The following is a 24,772-nucleotide window of genomic DNA, read 5'->3' as shown; positions in this document are numbered from 1 at the left end:
TCGTGGGCCCCGATCTGGTGGCCATAGGCCTTGCAGCCAGCATGGCCCATCCCGGCGGCAACATCACGGGACAAACCTTTTTCCTGACAGAACTAGCCGCCAAGCGGTTAGAGATTCTCGCGAGCGTGGCTCCCTCCATGACCCGCGCAGGGGTGCTCATGCAGCGAGGAAACCCGCTGAATGACAGTACAATGAGCGCTATGACGACCGCCGCGCAGGTGTTGAAGATCGAACTGCGACCGATCGAAATCGGCATTCCCGGAGACCTCGAAAGCGCGCTGTCAGTCGTCGGCTCGACCCCTATGGACGGCCTCGTGATCACGGACGCCAATGCGTTTGTCACCAACTCGTCCATCGTCGCCGCGATTGTCGAGAAGTGCCGCGTGCCGTCGGTTGCCGCACCCATTGTCGCTTCCCGAGGGACCGCGATGGTGGGTTACGGGGTGGATTTCACCGCAATTTTTCGCCGCGCTACTGTTTTCGTCGACAAGATATTGAAGGGCGCTAATCCGGCCGACGTTCCGATCGAGCAGCCGACGCAGTTCAAGACGGTCATCAACCTGAAGACCGCGAAAGCGCTCAGCATCGAAATACCGCCGTCCTTACTGGTGCGCGCGGACGAGGTGATAGACTGACAGCCGACTTCCGCCTGTGGCTCAAGACTGACATCGAACCGTCCGGCTTCAACGTCATCTTCTGCGCGCATAGCGGACGCGACAACTCCAGGGTCTGGCCTTCATGAGCCGCCAGATCGGCGGCTTCCTCGGCGCTGACGAGGGAGGGGCGATCTACGACGCGCTCGGCTCCTACACCATGGTTTGGATGACGCTGATATCGCGCCGGCCGGGAATGATACATTGGCAATGGTTGTCGCTCTTGCTATCGTGCATCCTGAGGTAGCATTAAAGCTATCCACCATTGGGGAGAACACGATGAGAGCTTCGGTTTTTCTTCTTGCGGTTTTGACCATTCTGTCGATCAGCGCAGCCAGCGCGGCCCCTAAAGGCGCTTCCGCTTCGACCTCCGAAACGAAGGTCAGCTCGGTCGCATGTTCCACGTCGGGTGGAGGCTTCGGGACCTATCCGGCAGGCTGCCGAAACGGCGCAAACTTCAAGAGCTACAACGAATGCAAGGAATCAGGCGTCAAGCGCGGCTGGAGACATGAAGACATGGCGTGGTATTGCAGCGGGCTGGGACTGCATTAGCGAACAGACGCCAAGGCGCGGGGGCGGTTCATTCCGATCTCATCGCGCTCAAGGGCGCCGCGACGTTCACCTTGACCGACACGGGCAGCGGAAGGCGCAACCCGCGGGCCGAAGCCTGATGGCGCAATGCCGGCTGCCTCTTCGGAAGCTTTCCGAAATATGAGAGAGTTTGCATCAGCGCGTGCCTGACGGCCGGCTCGATCTTCGCGCAGATAAACCAGCCAATCAGCACCAGCATGCCGAGCGCGATCCATACGGCCGAGGTGGCATCCAGGCCTGAAACGACCAGGGCACGGATCATCGCGGTGCCAATGACGTTGTGGGTGAGATAGAGCGGATAGGTGATCAGCCCGAGCGTTCTCAAATAAGCCGGTGCTTCAGGCGAAGCGATGGCCGCGGAGCGCCTGCTCCGGTTGGCGGCACGGGCAATGAGGAGCACCGCAGCCGCCCACACCATGACCGGCACAAGGGCTGATTGATCCGCGATGGCGGGTATCGACGTCAAAAAGAAGGAGGCGAAGACGTAGATTTCTGCTGCGCCCGAAAGACAGGTGACGGCAATTGCGACTTGTTCGAGCGCCGTCAATTGTCTGTTCGCGGAAATGAACAGCCAGATTCCGAGTGCAAAGAAGCAGCCATGGCTCAACAGGAACGCTGCGCACGGCACCCGAAACATCAGAATGACGAGATAGGGCAGGTCGGATGGCGTCGTGCAGGACGCTACCAGCAGCGCGACGGCGTTGAACAGTGCGCTGTAGATGGTGAGGCCCCAGGCGAGGTGTCGCAGCGTGATCCTCTTCGTGAGCATCGCGCAAAACACGAGACCGTAAAACGCCGTCTCGGCGGCCAGCGTCCAATAGACCTCGTCGAGCCATTGGCCGGTGACGCCCTTGGGAACCATCAGCATGGCGTGGATGTAGGGCAGGATGAATTCGGATGCTGGTCCGCTCCCGAAGAGAAGCAGAACGAGGAAGGTCGCGGTGGCGCAGACCCAGACCGCGGGATAAATCCTGAGTGCGCGACCAAGAAGAAACTCGCCCGGCGAAGACGTGCTCGCGGAATTCGCGATGACGAAGCCTGAGATGACAAAGAATATTTCGACGCCGACCCAGCCGAACCATGTGAAGGGGGCGGCGGAGGGGTAGAGGACATCGGCGGCGACATAGTGCTCGAAACCGGGGACGCCAATCGAAACCCAGGCCCAGGACCAGAACATCTGGTGGAAAATGGCGACGCCGAGGGCGGCGGCGAAGCGCAGCGGATCCAGCAACGGCAAATGGCTCTTCACGGGAATGGACCAACTTCATGCAACGATCCCGCTGGAGATATTGAAGCCGGTCACCGGGCTCTGCGAGGTGGGTCACACTTGCTTTGGCGGTTCAACTCTCGTGCCCCGGACGCAGCGCAGCGTCACCCCGGCGATGCGAAGCATCGTCCGGCGACGGTGCGCTGCAGAGCCGGGGCCCATGTGTCTGAAGTGTGCCGTGTTGCTTTTTGGGTCCCGGCTCTGCGCAGCAGCGCCATAGCGTGTCGAAGACGCGCGTGAACGCGCTGGTAGCGCTGCGGCGCGTCCGGGACACGACCGCAACAGAAGGCCTGCGGAGAGGAGGACTAGCGACGGGCCGGCCGCTTGAGATCGGCGACCTTGAACCTGTTGCCGGCCTGCAGGCTGCTGCAAAACCAGTGGGCTCTGTTTCGAAACTCGCCCAGGAACACCTTCGTCTCGACGCAATTCTCGTAGGACGTATGGGTGATGGTGTCCCGGCACGTTGGCGAGAAAGGTCCATAATTTATGTTGCCGCCCGACTCGCTACAGCCAATCCAGGGCTCCTTGCCGTGTGCAAAACTTGATGCACAGCCACCGTTGCAGCTGCTGGCGCGTGCCTCGAGGCTGGCAATCCTCCCCATCACAGAACCCGGCGCATACGACGGCGTCCGCGTGGCTGACGTTCGAGCTGTTGACGTAGTCCGACGCGGCGCCGTTGTGCTTGCTCCCCGCTCCGACAGGTGCGGCCTTGCCATCTGCTTCGGCGCATCGACCGTGACGGCGGGGAGGGTGGCCGCGGAGCCTGTCGGAATTTGCGATGCTGCCGGGGCGACGAGCAAGACGGTTGACAAGGCAGCGACGGCTGAAGGCACGACAAGGCTTGATGATAATCTCATGACCATGTCCTTCCAAAACCGGGACGGGATGCCGTCCCGACAAGTGCACGGTAACATCCATTCCGAATTGGGCAACTGAAGGTTGAGGAAATAGATGACTCGCCGTCGACATGGCGACGGACATGACAACCGGGAGCATACGTTCGGCTCTCGTGCCCCGGACGCAGCGCAGCGTCACTTCGACGGTATGCTGCAGAGCCGGGGCGCACGTCTCTGTATTGTTCTGGGTGGCCTTCTGGGTCCCGGTTCTGCGCAGCAACGCTCGCGCGTTGCAGCGCGCCCGGGACACGAGAGGTCAAAACAAAACGGGGCCCGAAAGGGCCCCGTCAAAGTCCGTAACGTCCCGCGATCTTACTTGATCTTGGCTTCGCGGAATTCGACGTGCTTGCGCGCGACCGGGTCGTACTTCTTCTTGACCAGCTTGTCGGTCATGGTGCGCGAATTCTTCTTGGCGACGTAGTAGAAGCCGGTCTCGGCCGAGGACACGAGCTTGACCTTGATGGTGACCGCTTTGGCCATGTTCAGAACCTCAGGAAAAGGGGGAATCTGGAGCCGGCTAAACGGCCCGCGTTGGCCGGCAAACTAGCCAGAAAACGTTGGAAGTCAACGTTTTTTGGCTGGAAAACCACTCAAATCGGCCCGATTACGCCTCGAAGAACCGGTTTTTCGGCCGCGGCAGGCCCAGATTCTCCCTCAACGTGGGCCCTTCATACTCTTTCCGGAAAATCCTGCGGCGCTGGAGCTCCGGGACCACCTTGTCGACGAAATCGTCAAGGCCGGCGGGCACGAACGGGAACATGATGTTGAAGCCGTCGGAGCCGCGCCCGACCAGCCATTCCTCCATCTGGTCGGCGATGGTTTTGGCGGTGCCGATGAAGGCGAGCCCGCCATAGCCGCCGACGCGCTGGGCGAGCTGGCGCACGGTGAGCTTGTCGCGGGCGGCGAGATCGACCATGCGCTGGCGGCCGCTCTTGCTGGCGTTGGTTTCCGGAATCTCCGGCAGCGGTCCATCCGGATCGAAGCCGGAGGCATCGGTGCCGAGGATGACCGAGAGCGAGGCGATGGCGCTGTCGTAATGCACGCGGCTGTCGAGCAGCGCGCGCTTCTCCTTGGCCTCGTCAACGCTGTCGCCGACCACGACGAAGGCGCCGGGGAGGATCTTGAGGTGTTCAGGGTCGCGGCCGACCTTCTCCATGCGGCCCTTGATGTCGGCATAGAGCTTTTGCCCGTCGGCGAGGCTGCCGCCGCCTGTGAACACGGCTTCCGCGGTTTCGGCGGCGAGCTGCCTGCCGTCCTCGGAGGCACCGGCCTGCACGATCAGCGGCCAGCCCTGCACGGGGCGGGCGATGTTGAGGGGCCCTCGCACTTTCAGATATTTGCCGTTGTGGTCGAGCGTGTGCATTTTCGAGGGATCGACGAACAGCCCGCTCTCGACGTCGCGCACGAAGGCGTCATCGGCGAAGGAATCCCACAAGCCGGTGACGACGTCGTAGAATTCGCGGGCGCGCTTGTAGCGCTCGGCGTGCTCCATGTGATCGTCGAGGCCGAAATTCAGCGCCGCATCCGGGTTCGAGGTGGTGACGATGTTCCACCCCGCGCGCCCGCCGCTGAGATGGTCGAGCGAGGCGAAGCGGCGTGCGACATGATAGGGCTCGTCGAAGGTGGTCGAGCCGGTCGCGATCAGGCCGATCCGCTCGGTGACCGCGGAGAGCGCCGACAGCAGCGTGAACGGCTCGAACGAGGTCACGGTGTGGCTGCGCTTGAGCGCGTTGATCGGCATGTTCAGCACGGCGAGGTGATCGGCCATGAAGAAGGCATCGAACTTGCCGGCCTCGAGCTTCTGGATCAGCGTCTTGATGTGGCCGAAGTTGAAATTGGCGTCCGGCCAGGCCCCGGGATAGCGCCAGGCGCCGGTGTGGATGCTGATCGGGCGCATGAACGCGCCAAGCTTGAGTTGCCGTTGTGCCATCGCCCGGTGTCCGTTCTTTGAGTCGTTGGGAAAGACATAGGGACGACTGGGAACTCCGCCATTGGGAGAGGCGGGAAGAATTTTTTGTTTTTCGCTGACACCTCAGCACAATTGCGTCATTCCGGCGGGCCGCGTGGCGGTGAGCCTGGAGGCCAGCAAGCCGCAGGCATTGATGCGCGCGGGCTACTGTCCCCGCGCCCTCTGATCGAAGGCGCTCAGCACGGCGAGCGTCATCGCGGTGACGCCGGTCCGGATGGTCGGTTTCGGCACCGGGGCGAACTGCGGCGAGTGGTTGCCGGGAAGCGGCGGGCCGCTGCCGTTACGGGCGGCGGCGACGCGCTCGGGTTCATAGACGCCGATGTTGAAGAACATCGAAGGCACGCCGGCGTTGACATATTCCGAATAGTCCTCGCTGGTCGTGTTTGCAGGGCTGATGTTGAACTTGTCGCCAAAGGCCACTTTCAGCACCCGCTCGGCCTGGCCAACGACGGCGGCATCGTTCATCACCGCCTTGGTCCCCTCGTCGAGATGGATTTCGGGCGCCGGCGCATCCGCCATCGCTGCCACCGCCTTGGCCGTCCGCTCGATCCCGGCCAGCATCTTGGCGCGCACCTGCGGCTTGAAGCTGCGGATCGTGCCGATCACCCTGGCCTCGTCGGGAATGATGTTGCCGGCGGTCCCGGCGTGGATCGCGCCGATGGTGACAAGGCCGAATTCGGTCGGGTCCTTCTCGCGGCTGATCACGCTCTGCACGTCGACGACGAAGCGGGATGCCATCATCACGGGATCGATCGTCGCCTGCGGTATCGCGCCATGGCCGCCGCGGCCAACGAACTTGATGAAGAGACTGTCGACATTCGACGATCCGGCCCCGACCCGATAGGTCACGGAGCCGTAGGCTCCATTGCCGTCGTGCAAGGCAAAACCCGCATCGGGCTTCGGAAAGCGGGTGAACAGGCCGTCGTCGATCATCGCCTTTGCGCCCGCGACTTCTTCCTCGGCGGGCTGCGCGATGAACATCAACGTCCCGTGCCACTGGTCCTTGATGCCGACCAGGGTCTTCGCCGTGCCGACCCAGCTCGCCATGTGGATGTCATGGCCGCAGCTATGGGCAACAAATGTTTCGCGGCCCTGCCAGATCTGCTTGTCGCGGCTGGCATAGGGCAGGCCGGTCTTCTCCTCCATCGGCAGCGCATCGAGCTCGGTGCGAACCATGATGGTGGGACCGTCGCCGTTCCTGTAGATGGCGACAAGGCCGGTCTTGCCGACGTGCTCGGTGACCTCGAAGCCAATCGCACGCATCTCGGCGGCGAGTTTCGCCGCGGTCTTCTCCTCCTGGAAGGCAATCTCGGGATGGGCGTGGATGTCCTTGTAGAGCGCGTCGAGCTTCGGATATTCGCTCTCAAAGGAGGTCTCGATCGCTTGCTTCAATCTGGCGACGTCGAGCTCCGCATGAGCAGCCGGCGAAAGCAGGCCGCACAACGCCACGGAAGCGAGCAGAGGCCCTACGAACCGCGTCATCCTGTCCTCCAGTCATTCAAGCGCCCATTCCTTCCCCTAGCACATCTCGTCGCATCCTGCCGCCATCAAAATGGAAGAACGGCACCGGGGGCGGCGTCTCTTCGAACCAATCCGCCTCTCGCGCCGACCAAGCCATGACCTCGTGAGGAAACCCGACAATGGCCGACGCAATGACAGTGGATGGCGGCATGGTCCGCATCGACCGGCCCATGCCCTGGGTTGGCCGGCTGCTGTCGCTGCCGCTCCTGGGAGCCAGTGGCTATCTGCTGTGGAACGTCGCGCTCGGCCTGCACCAGGATTTCTCCGGGTTCGGCCGGCTCGCCGACGACCTCGTGCCGGTGCTGGTGTTCACCGGGCTCGGGCTGATGGTCGGCATTCCCGGTGTCATCCTGCTCACGTTCCGCACTTTCGTCGTGCTCAACGAGACGCTGCGCCAGATCGTCATCACCAGGCAGTTCGGCCCGCTGAATCTTCGCAGGCATCGCGATCTCGCCGACTATCATTTCATCAGCATCACCGACGACTATGATCCGGAGCTGACGACCTACGACGTCAATCTCTGCGGCAACAAGGGCACCGAGCCGATCACGCTGATGAGCTTTACCAAGCGTGAGGAGGCGGATAAGTTCGCAAAAGAAATCGGCGGCGTCCTCAAGCTGCCGGCGCGCGACTATGTCGGCACCGAGCCGGACTCGGACGAGTAGTCAGCTCAAAATATCCTTCTGCATCTTGCCGCCGTAGAAATGGAAGAACGGCACCGGTGCATCGTGGCGCAGTGGGCCGGTGGCAAGGCGGGTGTGGAGCTCGTTGAGCACGTTGCGCGTCATCGGATGCAGGTCCGCAAGCGGCTTTGAGCCGAGCTCGACCCAGACCAGCTGGACCAGTTCGGCATCCGCATGGATCACGCCCTCGACGTGATGCGTGATCGCGGAGGCATCCGCCGTGAAGAAGCGCGTATCGAAGCGCTTGACGCGGCCGGGCGGGGTGATCGCGCGCGCGATCAGGAACAGGCTGGAGGGATCGGGCAGGAGACCTGCATCCGCGAACGGCTTCCAGGCGCCTTCGAGCTTCGGTGTCTTGCCTTCGGCTCTGCGGCCGAGACAGAGGCCGGTCTCCTCGCAGGCCTCGCGGATCGCGGCAATGGCCAGCGACTTTGCGCGTGAGGCCGGAGTCTTCGGGCTGCCCTTGGCGAGATTGGCTTCCAGCTCGGTGGTGATGGGCGCGGCACACGGCACGCGATAATCGTCCTTGTCGACGCGGCCGCCGGGGAAGACGAATTTTCCGGGCATGAACACCACCTTGTCGTGGCGTTTGCCGACCAGGACTTTTGGCGTCGTGCCGCTGCGATCGACCAGGATCAGCGTCGCGGCATCCTTGGGCCGGAAATAAGGATGGTGATCGGCTTCCTTGCCCTCGTGGATTTTTGCCTTCTCGGCTGCCTGCGACGTGTCCGTCATGTCCTCACCCAAACCGCTTTTTGATTATTTGCTTAGACCGGCGGAATACCATCCGGAGGGTTCTCGTCAAAGCCGTGCATGCGCAGAGCCCATTGCAAGCCAACCACGGCGCCCTTGACCGGCTGGAGCAGCGCCAGCGAGGCGACGAAGGTAAAGGGCAGATAGGCGGCGAAGCTGATCCAGACCGGCGTAGTGTAATTGGTCTCGATCCAGAGGATGGCCGGCACCACGATGTGGCCGACGATGACGATGACGAGATAGGCTGGCAAATCGTCGGCGCGGTGCGGCGTGAAGTCGAGGCCGCAGACCGAGCAATTGTCCGCGGTTTTCAGGAAAGCACGGAACAGCTTTCCCTCGCCGCAGCGCGGGCAGCGGCTGCGAAAGCCGCGCTTCATCGCCGTCCAGACGTCGCGCTTCTCGACCAGACCGGTCTCGCGCGTCCAGATCTTTGGGGCCGTGCTCGTTACCATGCCTTGCCCTTTTGCCCCCCGCCTTTGCCCTTGTTCTTGCCTTTGCCCTTCTTGGGTTTGCCGGATTTTGGCTTCGCGGGCTTGTGTTTTTTCGCCGGACTGCGTCCGGGTTGCGCCTTGAACGAGGGACGGCGTTGCGGACCGGATGGCCGGCGGTCGCGGGGCGCGGTCTCGCTGGAGGACGACAGCAGCTCGAAGCGCAGCGCGCCGGCGATGGGGGCAGCTTCGATCAGGCGGACGTCGACGATGTCGCCCAACTGATACATGGTCCGGCTGCGCGTGCCGACCAGGGCGTGGCGGCCCTCGTCATAGTTGAAATATTCCGTGCCGAGGGATCGGATCGGGATCAGGCCGTCGGCGCCGGTATCGGCAAGCTTGACGAACAGGCCGGCGCGGGTGACGCCGGAGACGCGGCCCTGAAAGCTTGAGCCGATGCGGTCGGCGAGGTGATGCGCGATCAGGCGGTCGACCGTCTCCCGCTCCGCCTTCATCGCGCGCCGCTCGGTCACCGAGATGTGGGCTGCGACCTCGCCAAGCGTTTCCGGCGTCTCGCTGTCGGGCAGCGCGCCTTCGCCGAGGCCGAGCGCGCGGACCAGCGCGCGGTGCACGACGAGGTCGGCATAGCGGCGGATCGGCGAGGTGAAATGCGCATAGCGGCGCAAATTCAGGCCGAAATGACCGTAGTTCTCCGAGGAGTACTCCGCCTGCGCCTGCGAGCGCAGCACCACCTCGCTCACCAACGGGAAGTGGTCGTGGCCTTCAAGCTGCGCCAGCACACGGTTGAACAGGGCCGGGCGCAGCGCGCCTGATTTCGCGAAGGGCACGTCGAGCGTCTTTAGAAATTCCTGGAGCGCGTGGACTTTCTCCAGCGTCGGCTCGTCATGCACGCGGTAGATCAGCGGCAGCGATTTCTTCTCCAGCATCTCGGCGGCGGCGACGTTGGCGAGGATCATGAACTCCTCGATCAACTTGTGCGCGTCGAGCCTGTCGGGGACGATGACGCGATCGACCGTGCCGTCGCTCTTCAGCAGGATTTTACGCTCGGGCAGATCGAGATTGAGCGGATCGCGCTCGTCGCGGGCGCGCTTGGCGCAGGCATAGGCGGCATAGAGCGGCCTCAGGATCGGATCGAGCAGGGGGCCGGTGGTGTCATCCGGCCGTCCGTCGATCGCGGCCTGCGCCTGGGCGTAGCTCAGCTTGGCGGCCGAGCGCATCAGGATGCGGTGGAAACTGTGCGAGCGCTTGCGGCCGTCGGGGCCGAGCACCATCCGCACCGCGAGCGCGCCGCGCGGCTCGCCCGGCACCAGCGAGCAGAGATCGTTGGAGATGCGCTCGGGCAGCATCGGCACGACGCGATCGGGGAAGTAGACCGAGTTGCCGCGATCGAGCGCGTCGCGGTCGAGCGCGGTGCCCGGGCGCACGTAGAAGCTGACATCGGCAATGGCGACATTGACGATGAAGCCGCCTCTGTTGTTGGGATCGTCGTCCGCCTGCGCATGCACCGCGTCGTCGTGATCCTTGGCGTCGGGCGGATCGATGGTGACGAGCGGGACGTCGCGCCAGTCCTCGCGGCTCTTCAAATTCGCGGGTTCTGCGGCTTCCGCATCGCGCATCGCGCCCGGGGAGAATTGCAGCGGGATGTCGTGGGCGTAGATCGCGATCAGGCTGATCGCTTTCTCCGACTTGACCGAGCCGAGCTTCTCCTTGACCCGGCCTGAGGCCAATCCAAAGGCGCGGGAGCGCACGATGTCGACGCTGACGAGATCGCCGTCCCGCGCGCCGTGTGTATCGACCGCTGCGATGTTCAACTCGCGGTCGGCAGCCTTCTTGTCGACGGGGACGAGGCGTCCACCGCCTTCGGGAAGCTCGCGGAACACGCCGAGGATGCGCGTCTTGGTCTTGTCGAAGACCTTGATGATGTGGCCGCGAAAGGCCGGGCCTTCGGCCTCGTTGGTCGGCTCGACGCGCAGCAGCACGCGGTCGCGGACGCCGGCGACGGTACCCGGCTTTGGCCGGCGCGGCATCTGGATGCGGATCTTTGGGGGCTCGCCGCCTTCGACCTCGTCCCATTCGGTGGGAGAGGCGATCAATTCGCCGTCCTGATCGCGACCGGTGATGTCGGCGACCAGCGTCGGCGGCAGGCTGTCGGGCTCTGAAATCGTGTGGCGTTTTTTCTTGATGGTGCCGTCGTCGGCGAGCTCGCGCAGCAGGCGCTTGAGCTCGATGCGATCGGCGTTCTTCAGGCCGAACTCGCGCGCAATTTCGCGGGTGCCGACGTTTCCTTGATTTGCCTTGATGAAGGCGACGATGGCGTTCCGGTCGGGAAAGCCATGGTCATTCTTGCGTTTCACTTAACCTCTTAAGTCGTGCCGGCACTCTTCTTGGCCGGAGCTTTGGCGGCAGCTGCCTTGGTCGGCGACGTTTTGGCCGTCGACGACACGGCGGCGCGCGCCTTGCTGGTGGAGTCGGATTTGGTTTTGGCCGCCTTCTTCGCGGCCGGTTTCTTCTTCGGTGCGGCGTCGTCGCCGTCCGCGGCCTTCGTCGCAGCCTTCTTGGCCTTGGCCGGCTTGGCTGCTTTCTTCGGCTTCTTGCCGCCGCCTTTGGCCGCGCGCTCGTCGATCAGTGCGATCGCCTGCGGCAGCGTGATGGCGTCTTTCTCGATGTCGCTCGGGATCGTCGCGTTGACGCCGCCCGCGGTGACATAGGCGCCGTAACGGCCGCCCTTCACGGTGACGGTGCCGAGCGTCGGATGATCGCCGATCGTCTTGCCGGGGTCGGCGCCGAAGCGGCGGCTCGGGCCCTTGGCGATCTTTTCCGCGATCAGCGTGACCGCGCGGTTGATGCCGATGTCGAACACTTCGTCGCCGGCCTCGAGGCTGGCATAGGTCTTCTCGTGCTTCACGAACGGCCCGAAGCGGCCGAGACCCGCCGTGATCGGCTCACCGGTCTCCGGATGCTTGCCGATCTCGCGCGGCAGCGACAGCAGTTTCAACGCCAACTCAAGCTCGACATCCCCGGGCGAGGTGCCCTTCGGGATGCCCGCGCGCTTCGGCTTCTCGCCCTCCGCATAATCCTTCTGCTCGCCGAGCTGGATATAGGGGCCGAACCGGCCGGCCTTGACCCAGACGTCGCGACCGGTGTCGGGGTCCTGGCCGAGCGAACGATCGGCGGTGGTCTCGCCATCTGCGGCAAGCTGGCGGGTGTAGCGGCACTCCGGATAGTTCGAGCAGCCGACGAAGGCGCCGAACTTGCCGGCCTTCAGATTGAGCCGGCCATTGCCGCAACTCGGGCACTGCCTGATGTCGCCACCATCCGCACGCGGCGGATAGATGTGCTGTCCGAGCACGTCGTCGAGCACATCGAGCACCTGCGCCACGCGCAGATCCTTGATCTCGTCGACGGCGCCGATGAAGCCGGTCCAGAAGTCCTTCAGCACCTGCTGCCAGGAGATCTCGTTGTTGGAGACGCGGTCGAGCTGCTCTTCCAGATTGGCGGTGAAATCGTATTCGACGTAGCGGGCGAAGAAGCTTTCGAGGAACGCGACCACGACGCGGCCCTTGTCCTCGCCGTGCAGGCGCTTCTTCTCGAGCTTGACGTAGCCGCGGTCCTTCAGGACCTGGAGGATCGAGGCGTAGGTCGAGGGCCGGCCGATGCCGAGCTCTTCCATGCGCTTGACCAGGGAGGCCTCCGAGAAGCGCGGCGGCGGCTCGGTGAAATGCTGGGTGACGGCGAGCGACTGCCGCTTCAGCGCGTCGTTCGGGCTCATCGCGGGCAGGCGGCGGGAGTCTTCGTCCTCCTCGTCGTCGCGGCCTTCCTGATAGAGCGCGAGAAAGCCGTCGAACTTGACGACCTGGCCGGTGGCTCGCAGCTCAAGCGTGCGACCGCCGGCCTTCGCCGTGATGTCGACGGTGGTGCGCTCCAGCTCAGCCGATTCCATCTGGCTCGCGATGGTGCGCTTCCAGATCAGCTCGTAGAGCCGCGCCTGGTCGGAATCGAGCTTGCGGCTCATGGTGTCGGGGCGGCGCGACATGTCGGTCGGGCGGATCGCCTCGTGCGCCTCCTGGGCGTTCTTGGCCTTGGCTTGATACTGGCGCGGCGCGTCCGGCACATAGGCGTTGCCGTAGTCCTCGCCGATCACCTGGCGCGCCTGCGTGATCGCGGACGGGTCAATCTGAACGCCGTCGGTACGCATATAAGTAATGAGTCCGGTGGTCTCGCCGCCGATGTCGATGCCTTCATAAAGGCGCTGCGCGATCCGCATCGTGTGCGCCGGGGCAAAGCCGTATTTGCGGCTGGCTTCCTGCTGCAGCGTTGACGTCGTGAACGGCGCCTGCGGATTGCGCCGCGCGGGCTTGGCGTCGACCGAGGTCACGGCGTAGGCGGCCGTTTCCAGCGCCTTCTTGAAGTCTTCCGCTTCCGCGCCGGTGCCGATGTCGAGACGCTGGATCTTCTTGCCGTCGGCGCCGACGAGGCGCGCTTCGAAGGCATCGCCGCGCGGCGTCAGCAGGGTCGCGATCAGCGACCAATATTCACGCGCGACGAACTTTTCGATCTCGAGCTCGCGGTCGCAGACCAGCCGCAGCGCCACCGACTGCACGCGACCGGCCGAGCGGGCGCCCGGCAGCTTGCGCCACAGCACGGGGGAGAGCGTGAAGCCGACCAGATAGTCCAGTGCGCGGCGCGCCATATAGGCGTCGACCAGCGCGCCGTCGATCTGGCGCGGATGCTTCATCGCGTCCGTGACCGCCTGCTTGGTGATGGCGTTGAACACCACGCGCTCGATCTTGTGGTCCTTCAGCGCGCGCTTTTCCTTCAGCACCTCCAGCACGTGCCAGGAGATGGCCTCGCCCTCGCGATCAGGGTCGGTCGCCAGAATCAGGCGGTCGGCGTTCTTCAGGGACTTGGCGATATCGTTGAGCCGGCCGGCCGCCTTGGGGTCGACCTCCCAGATCATCTTGAAATTGGCGTCGGGATCGACGGAACCGTTCTTCGCCGGCAAGTCCCGGACATGGCCGAACGAGGCCAGAACCTCGTAGGACGAGCCCAGATACTTGTTGATCGTCTTGGCTTTCGCCGGCGACTCCACAATGACGATATTCATGTAGTTCCAGTAACTTACGGGGGAAATCTGGGCCGAATTCGATGAGATTCGGGTCGGCCCTTTCGACCCGAACATGGGTGGTGCGACCCTCGCTGTCAAATCGAAGGGTATTGAAAGCCTCCGGAATGGGAAAAGTTTCATATCGAGAAAGTTGCGAAATACCACCTTGGAGTTGTGGCGGGTGTCAGCGTAGAGTTCCTCCGGGGCATGGATTCGGGTGGGGTCTGGTGACAAAGCCAGGAAAGAAACGAGCGCGCGCCGCGTCTGGCGCGCGGGGAGGCTCGCGCAACGAGGAACCGGGGGAGGGCGGCGTCGAGGAGGCTGTCGCCTTCATCGCCGAGCAGGTCGGAGCATTGCGCAAGCTCGCCGAGCGCCACAAGCTCGATGTGCTGCATTATCTCCTGGGCATGACCAAGCTGGAGGCCGACGAACATCTGCGGCTGCGGAGCAAGCGCAAGCTGTCGTGAGGGGGCGGTGCCAAAATCAGCCCGTCATCCCCGCGCGAGCGCGTAGCGCTCGTCGCTGGAGGCGTGAGGCTTGAGATGCGAACGCATCGCAAGCCGAGCCTGAAGGATGAGCGGCCACGCTGATGCAGCCGGGCCGTCGCCCTTCGAGGCTCGCCGAAGAGGCGAGCACCTCAGGATGACGGTGGTGGATGTGAGCGCGCTGGATTGCTTCGCTCCGCTCGCAATGACGGCTGTGGTCAGCCGTTGCGGCCTGCCATTCTGGCCAATCGCTGGCCGAGATATTCGGCCGTGCTGAGGTCGCTCTGCGGCAACGCACCGTCAACCAATTGTGTTGCCAGTCCAAGCTGGCTGCCCAGTCGATTGCGACCGGCTGCGTCCTCTCCGCCTGGAATATCCAACCCGCACCAGAGCATGCCATGCTGAGCAGCCAGAATGGAAAAGTAGGTCAGCGTGTGGAGTTGATCGCCGCCTGCGCAGGCGCCCGTCGTGAAGCCGCCCGCGATCTTGTTGGCCCATCTCTGCTGGGTCCATCGGTCACTTGAGGCGTCTGCGAAGGCTTTGAACTGAGCTGCTGGTCCACCCATGTAGGTCGGGCTGCCAAACGCAACCGCGCCGGCGCGGTCGATCGTCTCCAATAGTCCTTCATTCTGGAATCGGCCTGACACGATGTCGTCGCCGGCGATCCGACAAAGCGCGATCTCCGCCATTCCAGCGGCCCCCCGCGCCACTGCATGCGCCAGGGTCTCGGTGGTGCCGGAGACGGAAAAATAGACAATGGCGAGTAGAGGCATGGTGGTGACGCTTTTGGCTGTCTAGCCATCTTTGACGCCGACGGGACTTTGCACAAGTGCCACCGCGCTGTCATTGCAAGCGCAGCGAACCAATCCAGAGTTTCTCCACGGAAACAGTCTGGATTGCTTCGTCGCATCAGCGCAAAATTGCTTCGCAATTTTGTCGCGAGCTCCTCGCAATGACGGGTGTGGTGACAGTCGCGCGCCGTCAGGCTGAGCGCCGGCGGGGCACGGGGCGTGGCTTCAGCATCGTGTCGGCGGGGGTGAGCAGCCGGCCATCCTCGGCGCGCATCTCCAGCTTCTTCACCGGGCGACCTTTCTCGCGATCGACCAAAATGGTCGCGATCGCTTCAGGCCGATCGTCGAATTCCTCGCTCCATTGCCGCAGCGCGACCAGGATCGGGAAGGTGCCGCGGCCCTTCGGTGTCAGTACATATTCCTGATAGGCGCTGCCGTCGGAAGCCGGCGCCATCGTGAGAATGCCGTGATCGACCATTGATCGCAGCCGCGCCGACAAGATGTTCTTGGCCATGCCGAGCTTGCTTTGAAACTCGCCAAAGCGGCGCAGGCCGAACAGCGCCTCGCGGATGATCAGCAGCGACCACCAGTCGCCGATCGCATCAAGCGAGCGTGCGATCGGACAGGCATCGCCTTCGAAGCTCGTTCGTTTCACCATCGTCATGGTCCCGTCGCGCCGTGCGTTTTGACATCCATCACGCGCTTGTGTGGTTGCATCATAAAACCATGTGCCCTAGATGGCAACTCAGTTTTATGATGCAACCACTGGAGGCGACGATGAGACTTCAAGGCAAGACGGCACTGATTACCGGCGGCAATGGCGGCATCGGGTTTGCGACGGCAAAACTGTTCGTGGCCGAGGGCGCGAAGGTCGTGATCACCGGGCGCAACAGGGAGACGTTGGCGGCCGCCGCAAAGGAGCTCGGCCCGAATGCGCTCGCGCTCGCTGCGGACGCGACCGACATCGCCGCGACTGATGCGGCGATCAAGCAGGGCGCCGAAAAATTCGGCAAGTACGACATCGTGTTCGCCAATGCCGGCATTCCCGGCGGCACGCCGCTCGGATCGGCGACGCTGGAGGTGTTCGAGAAGGTCATCAGCACCAACCTCACCGGCGTGTTCTTCACGGTGCAGTCCGCGCTGCCTTATCTCAACGACAATGCCTCGATCATCCTCAACGGCTCGGTGATCTCCGTGCTCGGCATTCCCGGTTATTCGGCTTACGGCGCCGCGAAGGCCGGCGTGCGTGCGATGGCGCGGATCATGGCTTCGGAACTGTCGCCGCGCGGCATCCGCGTCAACGTCGTTGCGCCGGGCGCGATCCGCACGCCGATCTGGGGCGCGGCGGTCGCAACACCGGAAGCGGAGAAGGCGTTCGAGAAGCGTATCGGGCTGTCGACGCCGCTCGGGCGCATTGGTGAACCAGATCACATTTCGAAGACGGTGCTGTTCCTCGCCTCCGATGATGCCGCGCATATTCAGGGCCAGGAAATCTTCGTCGATGGCGGCGCGGTGGCTTCGCCTGCCGGCGCACCGATCTATCGCGGCTGATCAGGTCTTTCGAAAATTGAATCGGCCGGCGCATCTCAAGTGGTTGCGCCGGCCGGTTCTCACACCTCGCGAGATGTATTTTCTGAACGTTGCGTGATGCGTTGAACCTTCGCGCGCGCTGCCAAGACCTTTTTACGGGCAGGGGTCATAAGACCCAATTTAAGGGAACCCGTGATGCCAAAGGCAGCTCGCATTTTTTCTCCGATTTCAGCACCGCGCATTTACACCGAAGAAACCGCCGTTCCGGCGAAGCGCTCCGACACCGCGGAGTTCATCGGGGTGGCCATTTTCTCCGGCATCGGCCTGTTCATTTCGCTCATCGCCGTCATCCTGGGAGTTCAGGGCGCCTGGTTTTAGCCCGGTCGAACTCTCAGCCGCTGCCGGTCTCCGGCAGCGGCTGTTGTCGGCGTGAGTTTTACGCCGCTTGCAGACCGTTCGCCGCCTGAAGCGCGCCGGCCAGCGCCTTCTCGCGATGCTCCGGACCAACCTGGATGCCGTCGGCAAAGATGAACTCGGGGTCGGTGATGCCCATGAAGCCGAACACCCAGCGCAAATACGTCTCGAGATGCTCGCCGACCGCAGCAGGCGTACCTGCGCCATAATAGCCGCCGCGTGAGATCGCCACGATCACGCGCTTGCCGCCGGCAAGACCCTGCGGACCGTTCGCGTCGTATTTGAACGTCTTCCCCGCCACCAGGACGCGGTCGATCCAGGCCTTGAGCTGGCTCGGAATCGTGAAATTGTACATGGGCGCGCCGATCACGACGATGTCGGCATCGAGGAACTCGTTCAGCACTGCCGCGCTCGCGGCGAGGTCGGGGGCGAGTTCTGCCGGCGCGGGTGCGCCTTGCGCGGCCGCCAGATGCGAGCCCGAAAGGTGGGCGAGCGGGGTTTGAGTGAGGTCGCGATAGACGAGGTCGAGCGAGGGCGCTGCCCGCCGGAGACGGTCGACGATGGCGGCGGAAACCTGCCGGGAGACGGAGTGGGGGCCGAGCACGCTGGAGTCGATATGGAGGAGTTTCATTTGGGGACACCCTGGTATATGTTTGTAACCAGAGCTACATGAGTGACTGCGAAAATCTCCGCAAGAACGCACTTTTTTGAGCCGAGGGCACATCTTTGACACCTGAGAACACTGATTTGCCTGCGCAGCGGATGCCGGATCGCGAACACGCCGACTGTCGCGGGGTCGCCTCGATCCTGTCGCGCGTCGGCGACAAATGGAGCGTGTTCGTCATCATGATGCTGAGCGACGGGCCAAAACGCTTCAACGAGCTGAAGCGCATGATCAACGGTATCTCGCAACGAATGTTGACCCTGACGTTGCGGGGGCTGGAACGCGACGGTCTCGTCACGCGCACGATCTTCCCGACCATCCCGCCGCGCGTGGATTACGAGCTGACCGATCTCGGCCGGGGCCTGCAGCAGCCGGTGAAGGCGCTCGGCGAGTGGGCGATCACGCATCAGGAGCAGATCGCGTCGGCGCGCACGCGGTTCGATGAGCGCAACAACACCTAGAGCAGCGAGACCAATCCGCCGCCGTGGCGTTCCAACCGGCCGGCAAGCTCCAGCTCCAGCAGCACGGTGCGCACGATCGCCGGCGAGGCGCCGGACATCCGCACGAGATCGTCGATCGAGATTGGCGCAGGGCCGAGCAGATTGATGATCTGGTCGCGGTCGTGTCCCTGCGGATCATTCTCGAACGGTTCGCTGTCGGGCTCTTCAACCGGGTGCATCAGCGGCCGCTCCATGATCGGCGCGACGGCGTTGACGATGTCGGCGGCACCGGTGACGAGCGTCGCGCCCTGCTTGATCAGATCATTGGTGCCGGCGGCGCGCGGATCGAGCGGCGAGCCGGGGACCGCGAACACCTCGCGGCCCTGTTCGGCCGCCATGCGCGCGGTGATCAGCGAGCCCGAGCGGTGCGCGGCCTCCACCACGACGACGCCGAGCGCGGCGCCCGAGATCAGCCGGTTGCGGCGGGGAAAGTCGCGCGCCCGCGGCTCGTGGCCGAGCGGCATCTCGGAGATCGCAGCACCCTTGCGATCGAGGATCGCGGCGAGCAGATCGCCATGCTCGGGCGGATAGATGCAATCATGTCCGCCGGCGAGAACCGCGATCGTGCCGCTCTCAATGCTCGCGCGATGCGCGGCCTGATCGACGCCGCGCGCGAGTCCCGAGATGACGATAAACCCGGCTTCGCCAAGTTCGCGCGCGAGTAGCCCTGCGAATTTCAGCCCGGCGCCGGAAGCATTGCGCGAGCCAACGATCGCGATCATCGGCCGCATCAGCGTGGCGTTGTCGCCGCGCACCGCGAGCAGCGGCGGCGCATCGTCGATCATCGCCAGCCGCGCCGGATAGCCGTCCTCGCCGGGTGCGAGCCAGGCGATGCCGAATTTGCGGCTCGCGGCGAGCTCGGCCTTGGCCTCGTCAGCGCTGCAGATGCGCCCCGATCGCTGCGCCCCGCCGCGGCGCGCGAGGTCAGGCAGCCGCTCCAGCGCCGCGCGCGGGCTGCCGAAATGATCGACCAGCGACCGGAAGGTGCGCGGCCCGACATTGTCGGAGCGGATCAGCCGCAGGCGGTCGATCCGCTCAGCCTCGGTCAGCTCCACGCTTGGATTGATGGCGTCCACGGCATCTCCTTGTGGGAGCAGCATGGAACAACCTGAGGGCGTGAGCAACAGCGGCGTGCGCCTGATCAGGCTTCAAAGCAAGGCGGGAAGACCCGACGTGGTCGACGGGTCTTCCGCGAACTTGTCCGCTCAGCGGGCGTGCGCCGCCTGGCTAACGCCGACGCCGCCACGCGAGACGCGAGCGTCAAGACTGATCGCACCGGCGCCGAAGGCAAAGATCTGAAGCAGGCCGCCTGCCATCATCACGTTCTTGAGGAAATGGATCATCTGGTTCTGGTCGGCAAAGTTGCTGTGAAAGGAGACCGCTGCTGCGAGCGAGAACACGGCGAGCGCCAGCGCGACGGATCGTGCCTGATAGCCGGCGATCAGCAGGAGACCGCCACCGAGCTCGACGAGAACTGCGATCGCATATGCCAACGGAGGCACCGGCAATCCCGCGGAGGCGATGTAGGCGGTGGTTGCGCCATAGGCGGTGAGTTTGCCGAAGCCGCTCATTGCGAAGGGGATGCCGATCAGCAGCCGGCCAACGAGAGAAGCATAACGGGTCGTATCCATGGTAGTCGCTCCTGTGCTTGGTTGAGGTCCGACGGCGGTAACGCTCCAGCACTTGCTGCCTGGAATTGTGTGTCGTAGGGCCTGCGTTGTGGCCTCAAATTGGGGCGTCCGAATTGCTGCCGAAATAGAAATGATTGAAAGTTACTGTTTCCATTTTTTATCTTATCGGCGCGGTGCCCGCGGAGGCGAATGCTCTGGTCGAGCCGTTGGACCCGGGTGACTCAACGCATGGATCGACCGCGTCCACGTGCGTTGCGCGACATCGCCCCAATGCTAAAAGCGATCCCAATAAAAAGGGTATTGCCATGATCTCACTTGCCGACCTCCAGCGCCGCATTGAAGCGGGCGAGCTTTCGCCTGAGGACGCCATCGCCCAGTCGCATGCGGCGATCGAGGCCAAAGAGAAGGATGTTCGCGCCTTCGTCCGTCATGACAAATCCGCGAAGGCGCAAGGCTCCGGTCCGCTGCGCGGCATCGCGGTCGGCATCAAGGACATCATCGACACCGCCAACATGCCGACCGAGATGGGCTCCGAGATCTATCGCGGCTGGCAGCCGCGCAGCGACGCGCCAGTCGTGATGATGCTGAAGCGGGCGGGCGCCACCATCATCGGCAAGACCACCACGACCGCATTTGCCTCGCGCGATCCGACCCCGACGCTCAATCCGCACAATCTCGGTCATACCCCAGGCGGCTCGTCCTCGGGCTCGGCCGCGGCCGTCGGTGCCGGCATGATCCCGCTGGCGCTGGGCACCCAGACCGGCGGCTCGGTGATCCGGCCGGCGGCTTATTGTGGCGCTGCCGCGATCAAGCCGTCGTTCCGGATGCTGCCGACGGTCGGCGTGAAATGCTATTCGTGGGCGCTCGACACGGTCGGCCTGTTCGGATCGCGCGCGGAAGATCTCGCGCGTGGACTTCTGGGAATGACCGGTCGCACTGAATTCTCGGGTATCGTCGCGGCGAAGTCGCCGCGCATCGGCGTGGTCAGGCAGGAGTTTGCCGGCGCCGTGGAGCCGGCGGCGGAAGAGGGGCTGCAAGCTGCGATCAAGGCGGCCGAAAAGGCCGGCGCGAGCGTGAAGACCATCGACCTGCCGGAGGCAGTGCAGGAAGCCTGGCGCATCCATCCGATCATCCAGGATTTTGAGGCGCATCGCGCGTTGGCCTGGGAGTTTTCGGAGCGTCACGACGAGATTGCGCCGATGCTGCGCGCCAGCCTCGATGCGACCGTCGGCCTGACGCCGAAGGACTATGACGAGGCGCGCCGGATCAGCCGCCGCGGCCGCCGCGAAATGAGCGAATTGTTCGAGAATTTCGACGTCCTGCTGACCTACTCCGCGCCGGGCACGCCGCCGGCCAAGGAGCTCGCCTCGACCGGCGACCCCCGCTACAACCGGCTGTGGACGCTGATGGGAAATCCTTGTGTCAACGTGCCGGTGCTGAAAGTCGGCGGCCTGCCGATCGGCGTGCAGGTGATCGCGCGCTTCGGCAACGATCCCGGCGCGCTTGCTGCCGCGTGGTTCCTGGAGGATGCGCTGGCGAAATCAGGCTAGCGCGGGTTCGGCGGCCGGCAGGGTGCGTTGGGCATTAGTGCCGACAGCGTCTTGCCCAAGCCAGCGCCCGGCAGCCTCTCGGCCGCTTCGGTGCAACAGGCGGATGAAGCCGCGGCCGAGATCGGTCGACGAGCGCTGCGCAAGTCCCTCAACGGAGTCTTCGGCGGCGATCCTGGAGAGCCGCAGCATCGGCGCCGCGTGTCCCTTCGCCCATTCGAGCGCCGCGATCTCGGCATTGAGCGCGGCGTTGGCGGCGATCTGGTCGAGCCGGCGGTCGATCGCGGCGAGCGTGATCGGCACGTAGCTATCGCGCGCGGGCGTGACCTGTATGAGCAGGATGTCTGAGCTCGTCGCCTCCTGCGCCAGCCGCAGCAGTGGCGGATTGCCGCCAAGGCCGCCGTCCCAATAGGCTTCGCCGTCGATCTCGACGGCGCAGTGAATCAAAGGCGGGCAGGTCGAGGCCAGCGCGACGTCGGCCGTGACGGCGTCGTTGCGGAAAATCTGCTGCTGGCCGTCGCGGATTCGCGTGGCCGCGATCAGCAGCTTTGGGCAGGCTGCATTGCGCAAGGTGGCAAAATTGATGTCGCGCGAGAGCGCCTGCCGCAGCGGATCGAGATCGAACGGATCGAACTGGCCGGAGCGCAGCGTCGGCCCGAAGGCGACCGAGCTTCCCGCCGGCGAGAAGCCGCCGACCAGCATCAGCGAGCGGAACGAGGCCTCGTGCATCAGGCGAATCCAGAACCGGTTCAGCCGCGCGCGGGCCGCTTCACGGCCGCCCTCGGCGAGGCCGCAAGCCAGCAGGAGCGCGTTGATCGCGCCGGCGCTGGCGCCGCTGATGGTGTCGATCTCGATGGATGGCTCTTCCAGCAGCCGCTCCAGCACGCCCCAGGTGAAGGCGGCAAAGGTGCCGCCGCCCTGGAGCGCCAGCGACAGTTTTCGCGGCGGCCATTGCCGAGAGCGCGGCGGCTCAATCGGCGCCGCCATCGTTACGACCTCCGGCGCGGGCGCTTGCACGACGAGAGCAGGTGGCGGTGATGGCTGCAAAACAGGAATTGGCTGTGGCGCGGGACGCGGTGAGGGCGCATCGGACCAGATGTTGGTCGTCGACAGCAGCCGGCTTGCCGCAGTGCCCTGCGAGCCACCTTCATCATGCGTGCCGACAATCTTCTCGCTCATTCTGAGCTACCGCGTAACGCCATTGCTCCGTCAGGATGACAGGCATGGAACCTGTTCGCCACTCTCGCCGTGATTCGGTTCCGAGTTGCGAACAGGAATTGATATATAATGCGGAGACCCCGCGGCGGTATCCGTACTATTTCCGGTTTGGGCTTATTGTTTGAACATGATCTTTTCGGAGAACCGCTGCGCCGTTTTCCGGATCACGTTCTACGCCTTTTCGCCGATCCGGCTTTCCTTGCCCGCCTGCAATCGCTTGATGTTCTCGCGATGCGCGTAGAACAGCAGCAGCGTCAGCACCGCGGCCAAGGCTGCGAGCGCAAGGTGGCCGAACCACCACAGGAACAGCGGCGTGATGAAGGACGCCACCAGCGCCGAGAGCGAGGAATAGCGGGTGGTGAAGGCGGTCGCGAGCCAGAGCACGCAGAACACGATTGCGGCCGGCCAGAACAGGCCCAGCAGGATGCCGATATAGACGGCGACACCCTTGCCGCCCTTGAACTTCAGCCAGACCGGGAAGAGATGGCCGAGGAAGGCGCCGAGCCCGGCCACGATCGCGGCATTGGGTCCTGCGATGGTGCCGGCGATGATGACCGCCGCGGTGCCCTTGAGGGCGTCGAACAGCAGGGTTGCCGCGGCAAGCCCCTTGCGTCCGGTGCGCAGCACGTTGGTGGCGCCGATGCTGCCGGAACCGATCGAGCGGATATCCTGCGTGCCGGCGAGCTTCGTCAGGACCAGCCCGAACGGAATCGAGCCGAGCAAATAGCCGATAACGAAGGCCACCGGCAGGAACGCTTCAAGCCCCATGGCGGCACCTTTTTGTTCGACGTACACACCGCGCATCAGACATGCTCGTAGACCGTCCGTCCGCCGACAATGGTGCGCACCACGCGGCCTGTAAAGCGGGCCTCGTCGAACGGGGTGTTCTTGCAGGGCGATTTGAGGTCGGCGGGATCGACCACCCAGGGCACATCGGGGTCGATCACGATGACGTCCGCCGGGCTGCCTGCGCGCAGGGTTCCACCTGATAGCCCCAGGATCTCGGCCGGCCGCGTCGACATCGCCCGGATCAGCGTCTTGAGGTCCAGTTCGCCATTGTGCACGAGGCGCAGGCCAGCCGGCAGCATGGTCTCGAGCCCGATGGCGCCGGGGGCTGCTTCCGCGAACGGCAGGCGCTTGACCTCGACGTCCTGCGGATTGTGATCGGACATGATGACGTCGAGGAGGCCGGAGGCGACGGCGGCGACCAGTGCGCGGCGGTCGTCCTCGGTGCGCAGCGGCGGCGACAGTTTCAGGAACGTCCGGTAGGGGCCGATATCGTTCTCGTTCAGCGCAAGATGATTGATCGAGACCGAAGCGCTGACGGCGAGGCCGGCATCGCGGGCGCGCTTGAGGACGTCGAGCGAGTCGATGCAGGACAGCGATGCGGCGTGATAGCGGCCGCCGGTCAGCGCGACGAGGCGCATGTCGCGCTCGAGCATGACCGCTTCGGCGGCGTTCGGAATGCCCATCAGGCCGAGCCGGGTGGCGAACTCGCCCTCGTTCATCACGCCTTCGCCGATGAGATCAGGGTCCTCGGCGTAGTGCACGATCAGCGCGTCGAAATCGCGGGCGTAGGTCAGCGCGCGGCGCATCACCTGCGCATTGGTCACGCTCTTGTCGCTGTCGCTGAAGGCAACCGCGCCGGCGGCCTTGAGGAGGCCGAACTCGGTCATTTCCTCACCGCGCATGCCCTTGGTGAGCGCGGCCATCGGCTGGATGTTGACGATCGCGGTGTCGCGGGCGCGGCGCATCACGAAATCGACGGTCGCCGAATTATCGATCACCGGAGACGTGTCGGGCTGGCAGATGATGGTGGTGATGCCGCCGGTCGCAGCGGCCTGGCTCGCGGAGGCGAAGGTCTCGCGATGGCTGAAGCCGGGCTCGCCGACAAAGGCGCGCATGTCGATCAGGCCGGGCGCCACGATCTTGCCGGAGCAGTTGACGACGTCGGTACCCTCGGGGACGCCGGCCGCGCCAATGCCGCGGCGGGTCTCGCGGATGGTGCCGTCGGCAATCAGGACGTCGCCGACAGCGTCGAAATCCCTGGAGGGATCGACGACGCGGGCGTTGGCGAGCAGGATCGGGCGGCGGTCAGTCAGCATG

Annotated in this window: 25 protein-coding genes; 9 read left to right on the top strand and 16 right to left on the bottom strand. The window is 64.3% G+C overall.

The window, feature by feature from the left end; all coding sequences use genetic code 11:
• The 3 genes from IVB29_RS10560 to IVB29_RS10550 form a co-directional block, all read left to right on the top strand.
• A partial coding sequence (locus IVB29_RS10560; protein WP_247503322.1) for an ABC transporter substrate-binding protein occupies positions 1-635 on the top strand: 635 nt, incomplete at its 5' end.
• A gap of 103 nt (positions 636-738) precedes the next feature.
• Positions 739-900, top strand: a complete 162-nt coding sequence (locus IVB29_RS10555) for a hypothetical protein (RefSeq protein ID WP_247503321.1) — start codon at positions 739-741, stop codon at positions 898-900.
• Between the two features lie 32 nt (positions 901-932).
• Positions 933-1,205, top strand: coding sequence for a hypothetical protein (locus IVB29_RS10550; protein WP_247503320.1), 273 nt, complete (start codon positions 933-935; stop codon positions 1,203-1,205).
• 28 nt (positions 1,206-1,233) lie between these two features.
• Here IVB29_RS10550 and IVB29_RS10545 read toward each other — a convergent pair whose 3' ends face one another.
• The 4 genes from IVB29_RS10545 to IVB29_RS10530 form a co-directional block, all read right to left on the bottom strand.
• On the bottom strand, positions 1,234-2,493 hold the full coding sequence (locus IVB29_RS10545; RefSeq protein WP_247503319.1) for an acyltransferase: 1,260 nt from the start codon (positions 2,491-2,493) through the stop codon (positions 1,234-1,236).
• A gap of 1,226 nt (positions 2,494-3,719) precedes the next feature.
• Entirely contained in the window at positions 3,720-3,887 is a 168-nt protein-coding gene (gene rpmG, locus IVB29_RS10540; protein WP_247503318.1) for a 50S ribosomal protein L33, read from the bottom strand.
• 124 nt (positions 3,888-4,011) lie between these two features.
• Positions 4,012-5,337, bottom strand: a complete 1,326-nt coding sequence (locus IVB29_RS10535; protein WP_247503317.1) for an LLM class flavin-dependent oxidoreductase — start codon at positions 5,335-5,337, stop codon at positions 4,012-4,014.
• A gap of 183 nt (positions 5,338-5,520) precedes the next feature.
• Entirely contained in the window at positions 5,521-6,858 is a 1,338-nt protein-coding gene (locus IVB29_RS10530) for an amidohydrolase (RefSeq protein ID WP_247503316.1), read from the bottom strand.
• Between the two features lie 158 nt (positions 6,859-7,016).
• Between IVB29_RS10530 and IVB29_RS10525 the strand changes: the two genes are divergently transcribed.
• A complete protein-coding gene (locus tag IVB29_RS10525; RefSeq protein ID WP_247503315.1) occupies positions 7,017-7,562 on the top strand; it encodes a hypothetical protein in 546 nt (181 codons plus the stop codon).
• On the opposite strand, the gene IVB29_RS10520 is transcribed toward IVB29_RS10525, so the two are convergent.
• From IVB29_RS10520 to topA, 4 genes are read right to left on the bottom strand one after another with little or no spacing between them, the layout of a single operon-like run.
• The gene (locus IVB29_RS10520; RefSeq protein ID WP_247503314.1) at positions 7,563-8,315 is read right to left on the bottom strand and encodes an NUDIX hydrolase; all 753 of its coding nucleotides are present in this window, start codon (positions 8,313-8,315) and stop codon (positions 7,563-7,565) included.
• Positions 8,316-8,347: 32 nt separating this feature from the next.
• Entirely contained in the window at positions 8,348-8,785 is a 438-nt protein-coding gene (locus IVB29_RS10515; protein WP_247503313.1) for a DUF983 domain-containing protein, read from the bottom strand.
• Positions 8,779-11,136, bottom strand: coding sequence for a ribonuclease R (gene rnr, locus IVB29_RS10510; RefSeq protein WP_247503312.1), 2,358 nt, complete (start codon positions 11,134-11,136; stop codon positions 8,779-8,781). Before rnr ends, IVB29_RS10515 begins: the two co-directional genes overlap by 7 nt.
• 8 nt (positions 11,137-11,144) lie before the next feature.
• A complete protein-coding gene (gene topA, locus IVB29_RS10505; protein ID WP_247503311.1) occupies positions 11,145-13,886 on the bottom strand; it encodes a type I DNA topoisomerase in 2,742 nt (913 codons plus the stop codon).
• Between the two features lie 227 nt (positions 13,887-14,113).
• Here topA and IVB29_RS10500 point away from each other — a divergent pair, with 227 nt between their 5' ends.
• Positions 14,114-14,353 carry a hypothetical protein gene (locus tag IVB29_RS10500; RefSeq protein ID WP_247503310.1) on the top strand — a complete coding sequence of 80 codons (240 nt, stop codon included), beginning with the start codon at positions 14,114-14,116 and terminating at the stop codon, positions 14,351-14,353.
• A gap of 236 nt (positions 14,354-14,589) precedes the next feature.
• Here IVB29_RS10500 and IVB29_RS10495 read toward each other — a convergent pair whose 3' ends face one another.
• Together IVB29_RS10495 and IVB29_RS10490 are read right to left on the bottom strand one after the other, a co-directional pair.
• Entirely contained in the window at positions 14,590-15,144 is a 555-nt protein-coding gene (locus tag IVB29_RS10495) for a flavodoxin family protein (RefSeq protein WP_247503309.1), read from the bottom strand.
• 208 nt (positions 15,145-15,352) lie between these two features.
• On the bottom strand, positions 15,353-15,820 hold the full coding sequence (locus IVB29_RS10490; protein WP_247503531.1) for a helix-turn-helix domain-containing protein: 468 nt from the start codon (positions 15,818-15,820) through the stop codon (positions 15,353-15,355).
• 119 nt (positions 15,821-15,939) lie between these two features.
• Between IVB29_RS10490 and IVB29_RS10485 the strand changes: the two genes are divergently transcribed.
• Both IVB29_RS10485 and IVB29_RS10480 read left to right on the top strand, forming a co-directional pair.
• On the top strand, positions 15,940-16,713 hold the full coding sequence (locus tag IVB29_RS10485; RefSeq protein WP_247503308.1) for an SDR family oxidoreductase: 774 nt from the start codon (positions 15,940-15,942) through the stop codon (positions 16,711-16,713).
• 174 nt (positions 16,714-16,887) lie between these two features.
• On the top strand, positions 16,888-17,070 hold the full coding sequence (locus tag IVB29_RS10480; RefSeq protein ID WP_247503307.1) for a hypothetical protein: 183 nt from the start codon (positions 16,888-16,890) through the stop codon (positions 17,068-17,070).
• A gap of 58 nt (positions 17,071-17,128) precedes the next feature.
• On the opposite strand, the gene IVB29_RS10475 is transcribed toward IVB29_RS10480, so the two are convergent.
• On the bottom strand, positions 17,129-17,737 hold the full coding sequence (locus IVB29_RS10475) for an FMN-dependent NADH-azoreductase (RefSeq protein ID WP_247503306.1): 609 nt from the start codon (positions 17,735-17,737) through the stop codon (positions 17,129-17,131).
• Positions 17,738-17,868: 131 nt separating this feature from the next.
• On the opposite strand from IVB29_RS10475, the gene IVB29_RS10470 reads away from it, so the two are divergent.
• Entirely contained in the window at positions 17,869-18,231 is a 363-nt protein-coding gene (locus IVB29_RS10470) for a helix-turn-helix domain-containing protein (protein WP_247503305.1), read from the top strand.
• Here the strand turns inward: IVB29_RS10470 and dprA are convergent.
• Together dprA and IVB29_RS10460 are read right to left on the bottom strand one after the other, a co-directional pair.
• A complete protein-coding gene (gene dprA / locus IVB29_RS10465) occupies positions 18,228-19,370 on the bottom strand; it encodes a DNA-processing protein DprA (protein ID WP_247503304.1) in 1,143 nt (380 codons plus the stop codon). The two genes, IVB29_RS10470 and dprA, sit on opposite strands and share 4 nt — an antisense overlap.
• 105 nt (positions 19,371-19,475) lie before the next feature.
• On the bottom strand, positions 19,476-19,901 hold the full coding sequence (locus IVB29_RS10460; protein ID WP_247503303.1) for a DoxX family protein: 426 nt from the start codon (positions 19,899-19,901) through the stop codon (positions 19,476-19,478).
• A gap of 305 nt (positions 19,902-20,206) precedes the next feature.
• On the opposite strand from IVB29_RS10460, the gene IVB29_RS10455 reads away from it, so the two are divergent.
• Positions 20,207-21,451: an amidase gene (locus tag IVB29_RS10455; protein WP_247503302.1), complete on the top strand. Its 1,245-nt coding sequence runs from the start codon at positions 20,207-20,209 to the stop codon at positions 21,449-21,451.
• Here the strand turns inward: IVB29_RS10455 and IVB29_RS10450 are convergent.
• The 3 genes from IVB29_RS10450 to IVB29_RS10440 all read right to left on the bottom strand — a co-directional run bounded on the left by IVB29_RS10450 (position 21,443) and on the right by IVB29_RS10440 (position 24,771).
• A complete protein-coding gene (locus IVB29_RS10450) occupies positions 21,443-22,627 on the bottom strand; it encodes a patatin-like phospholipase family protein (protein WP_247503301.1) in 1,185 nt (394 codons plus the stop codon). The genes IVB29_RS10455 and IVB29_RS10450 overlap by 9 nt on opposite strands.
• Before the next feature lie 210 nt (positions 22,628-22,837).
• Positions 22,838-23,434, bottom strand: a complete 597-nt coding sequence (gene plsY, locus IVB29_RS10445; protein WP_247503530.1) for a glycerol-3-phosphate 1-O-acyltransferase PlsY — start codon at positions 23,432-23,434, stop codon at positions 22,838-22,840.
• Positions 23,435-23,469: 35 nt separating this feature from the next.
• Complete coding sequence (locus IVB29_RS10440) at positions 23,470-24,771, bottom strand: dihydroorotase (RefSeq protein ID WP_247503529.1); 1,302 nt, start codon at positions 24,769-24,771, stop codon at positions 23,470-23,472.
• Position 24,772: the final 1 nt, after the last annotated feature.

The sequence above is a fragment of the Bradyrhizobium sp. 1 genome (assembly GCF_023073315.1).
Lineage (GTDB): Bacteria > Pseudomonadota > Alphaproteobacteria > Rhizobiales > Xanthobacteraceae > Bradyrhizobium.
The sequence above is the reverse complement of the archived record's forward strand: the minus strand, read 5'-3'. Positions and strand labels throughout refer to the sequence as shown.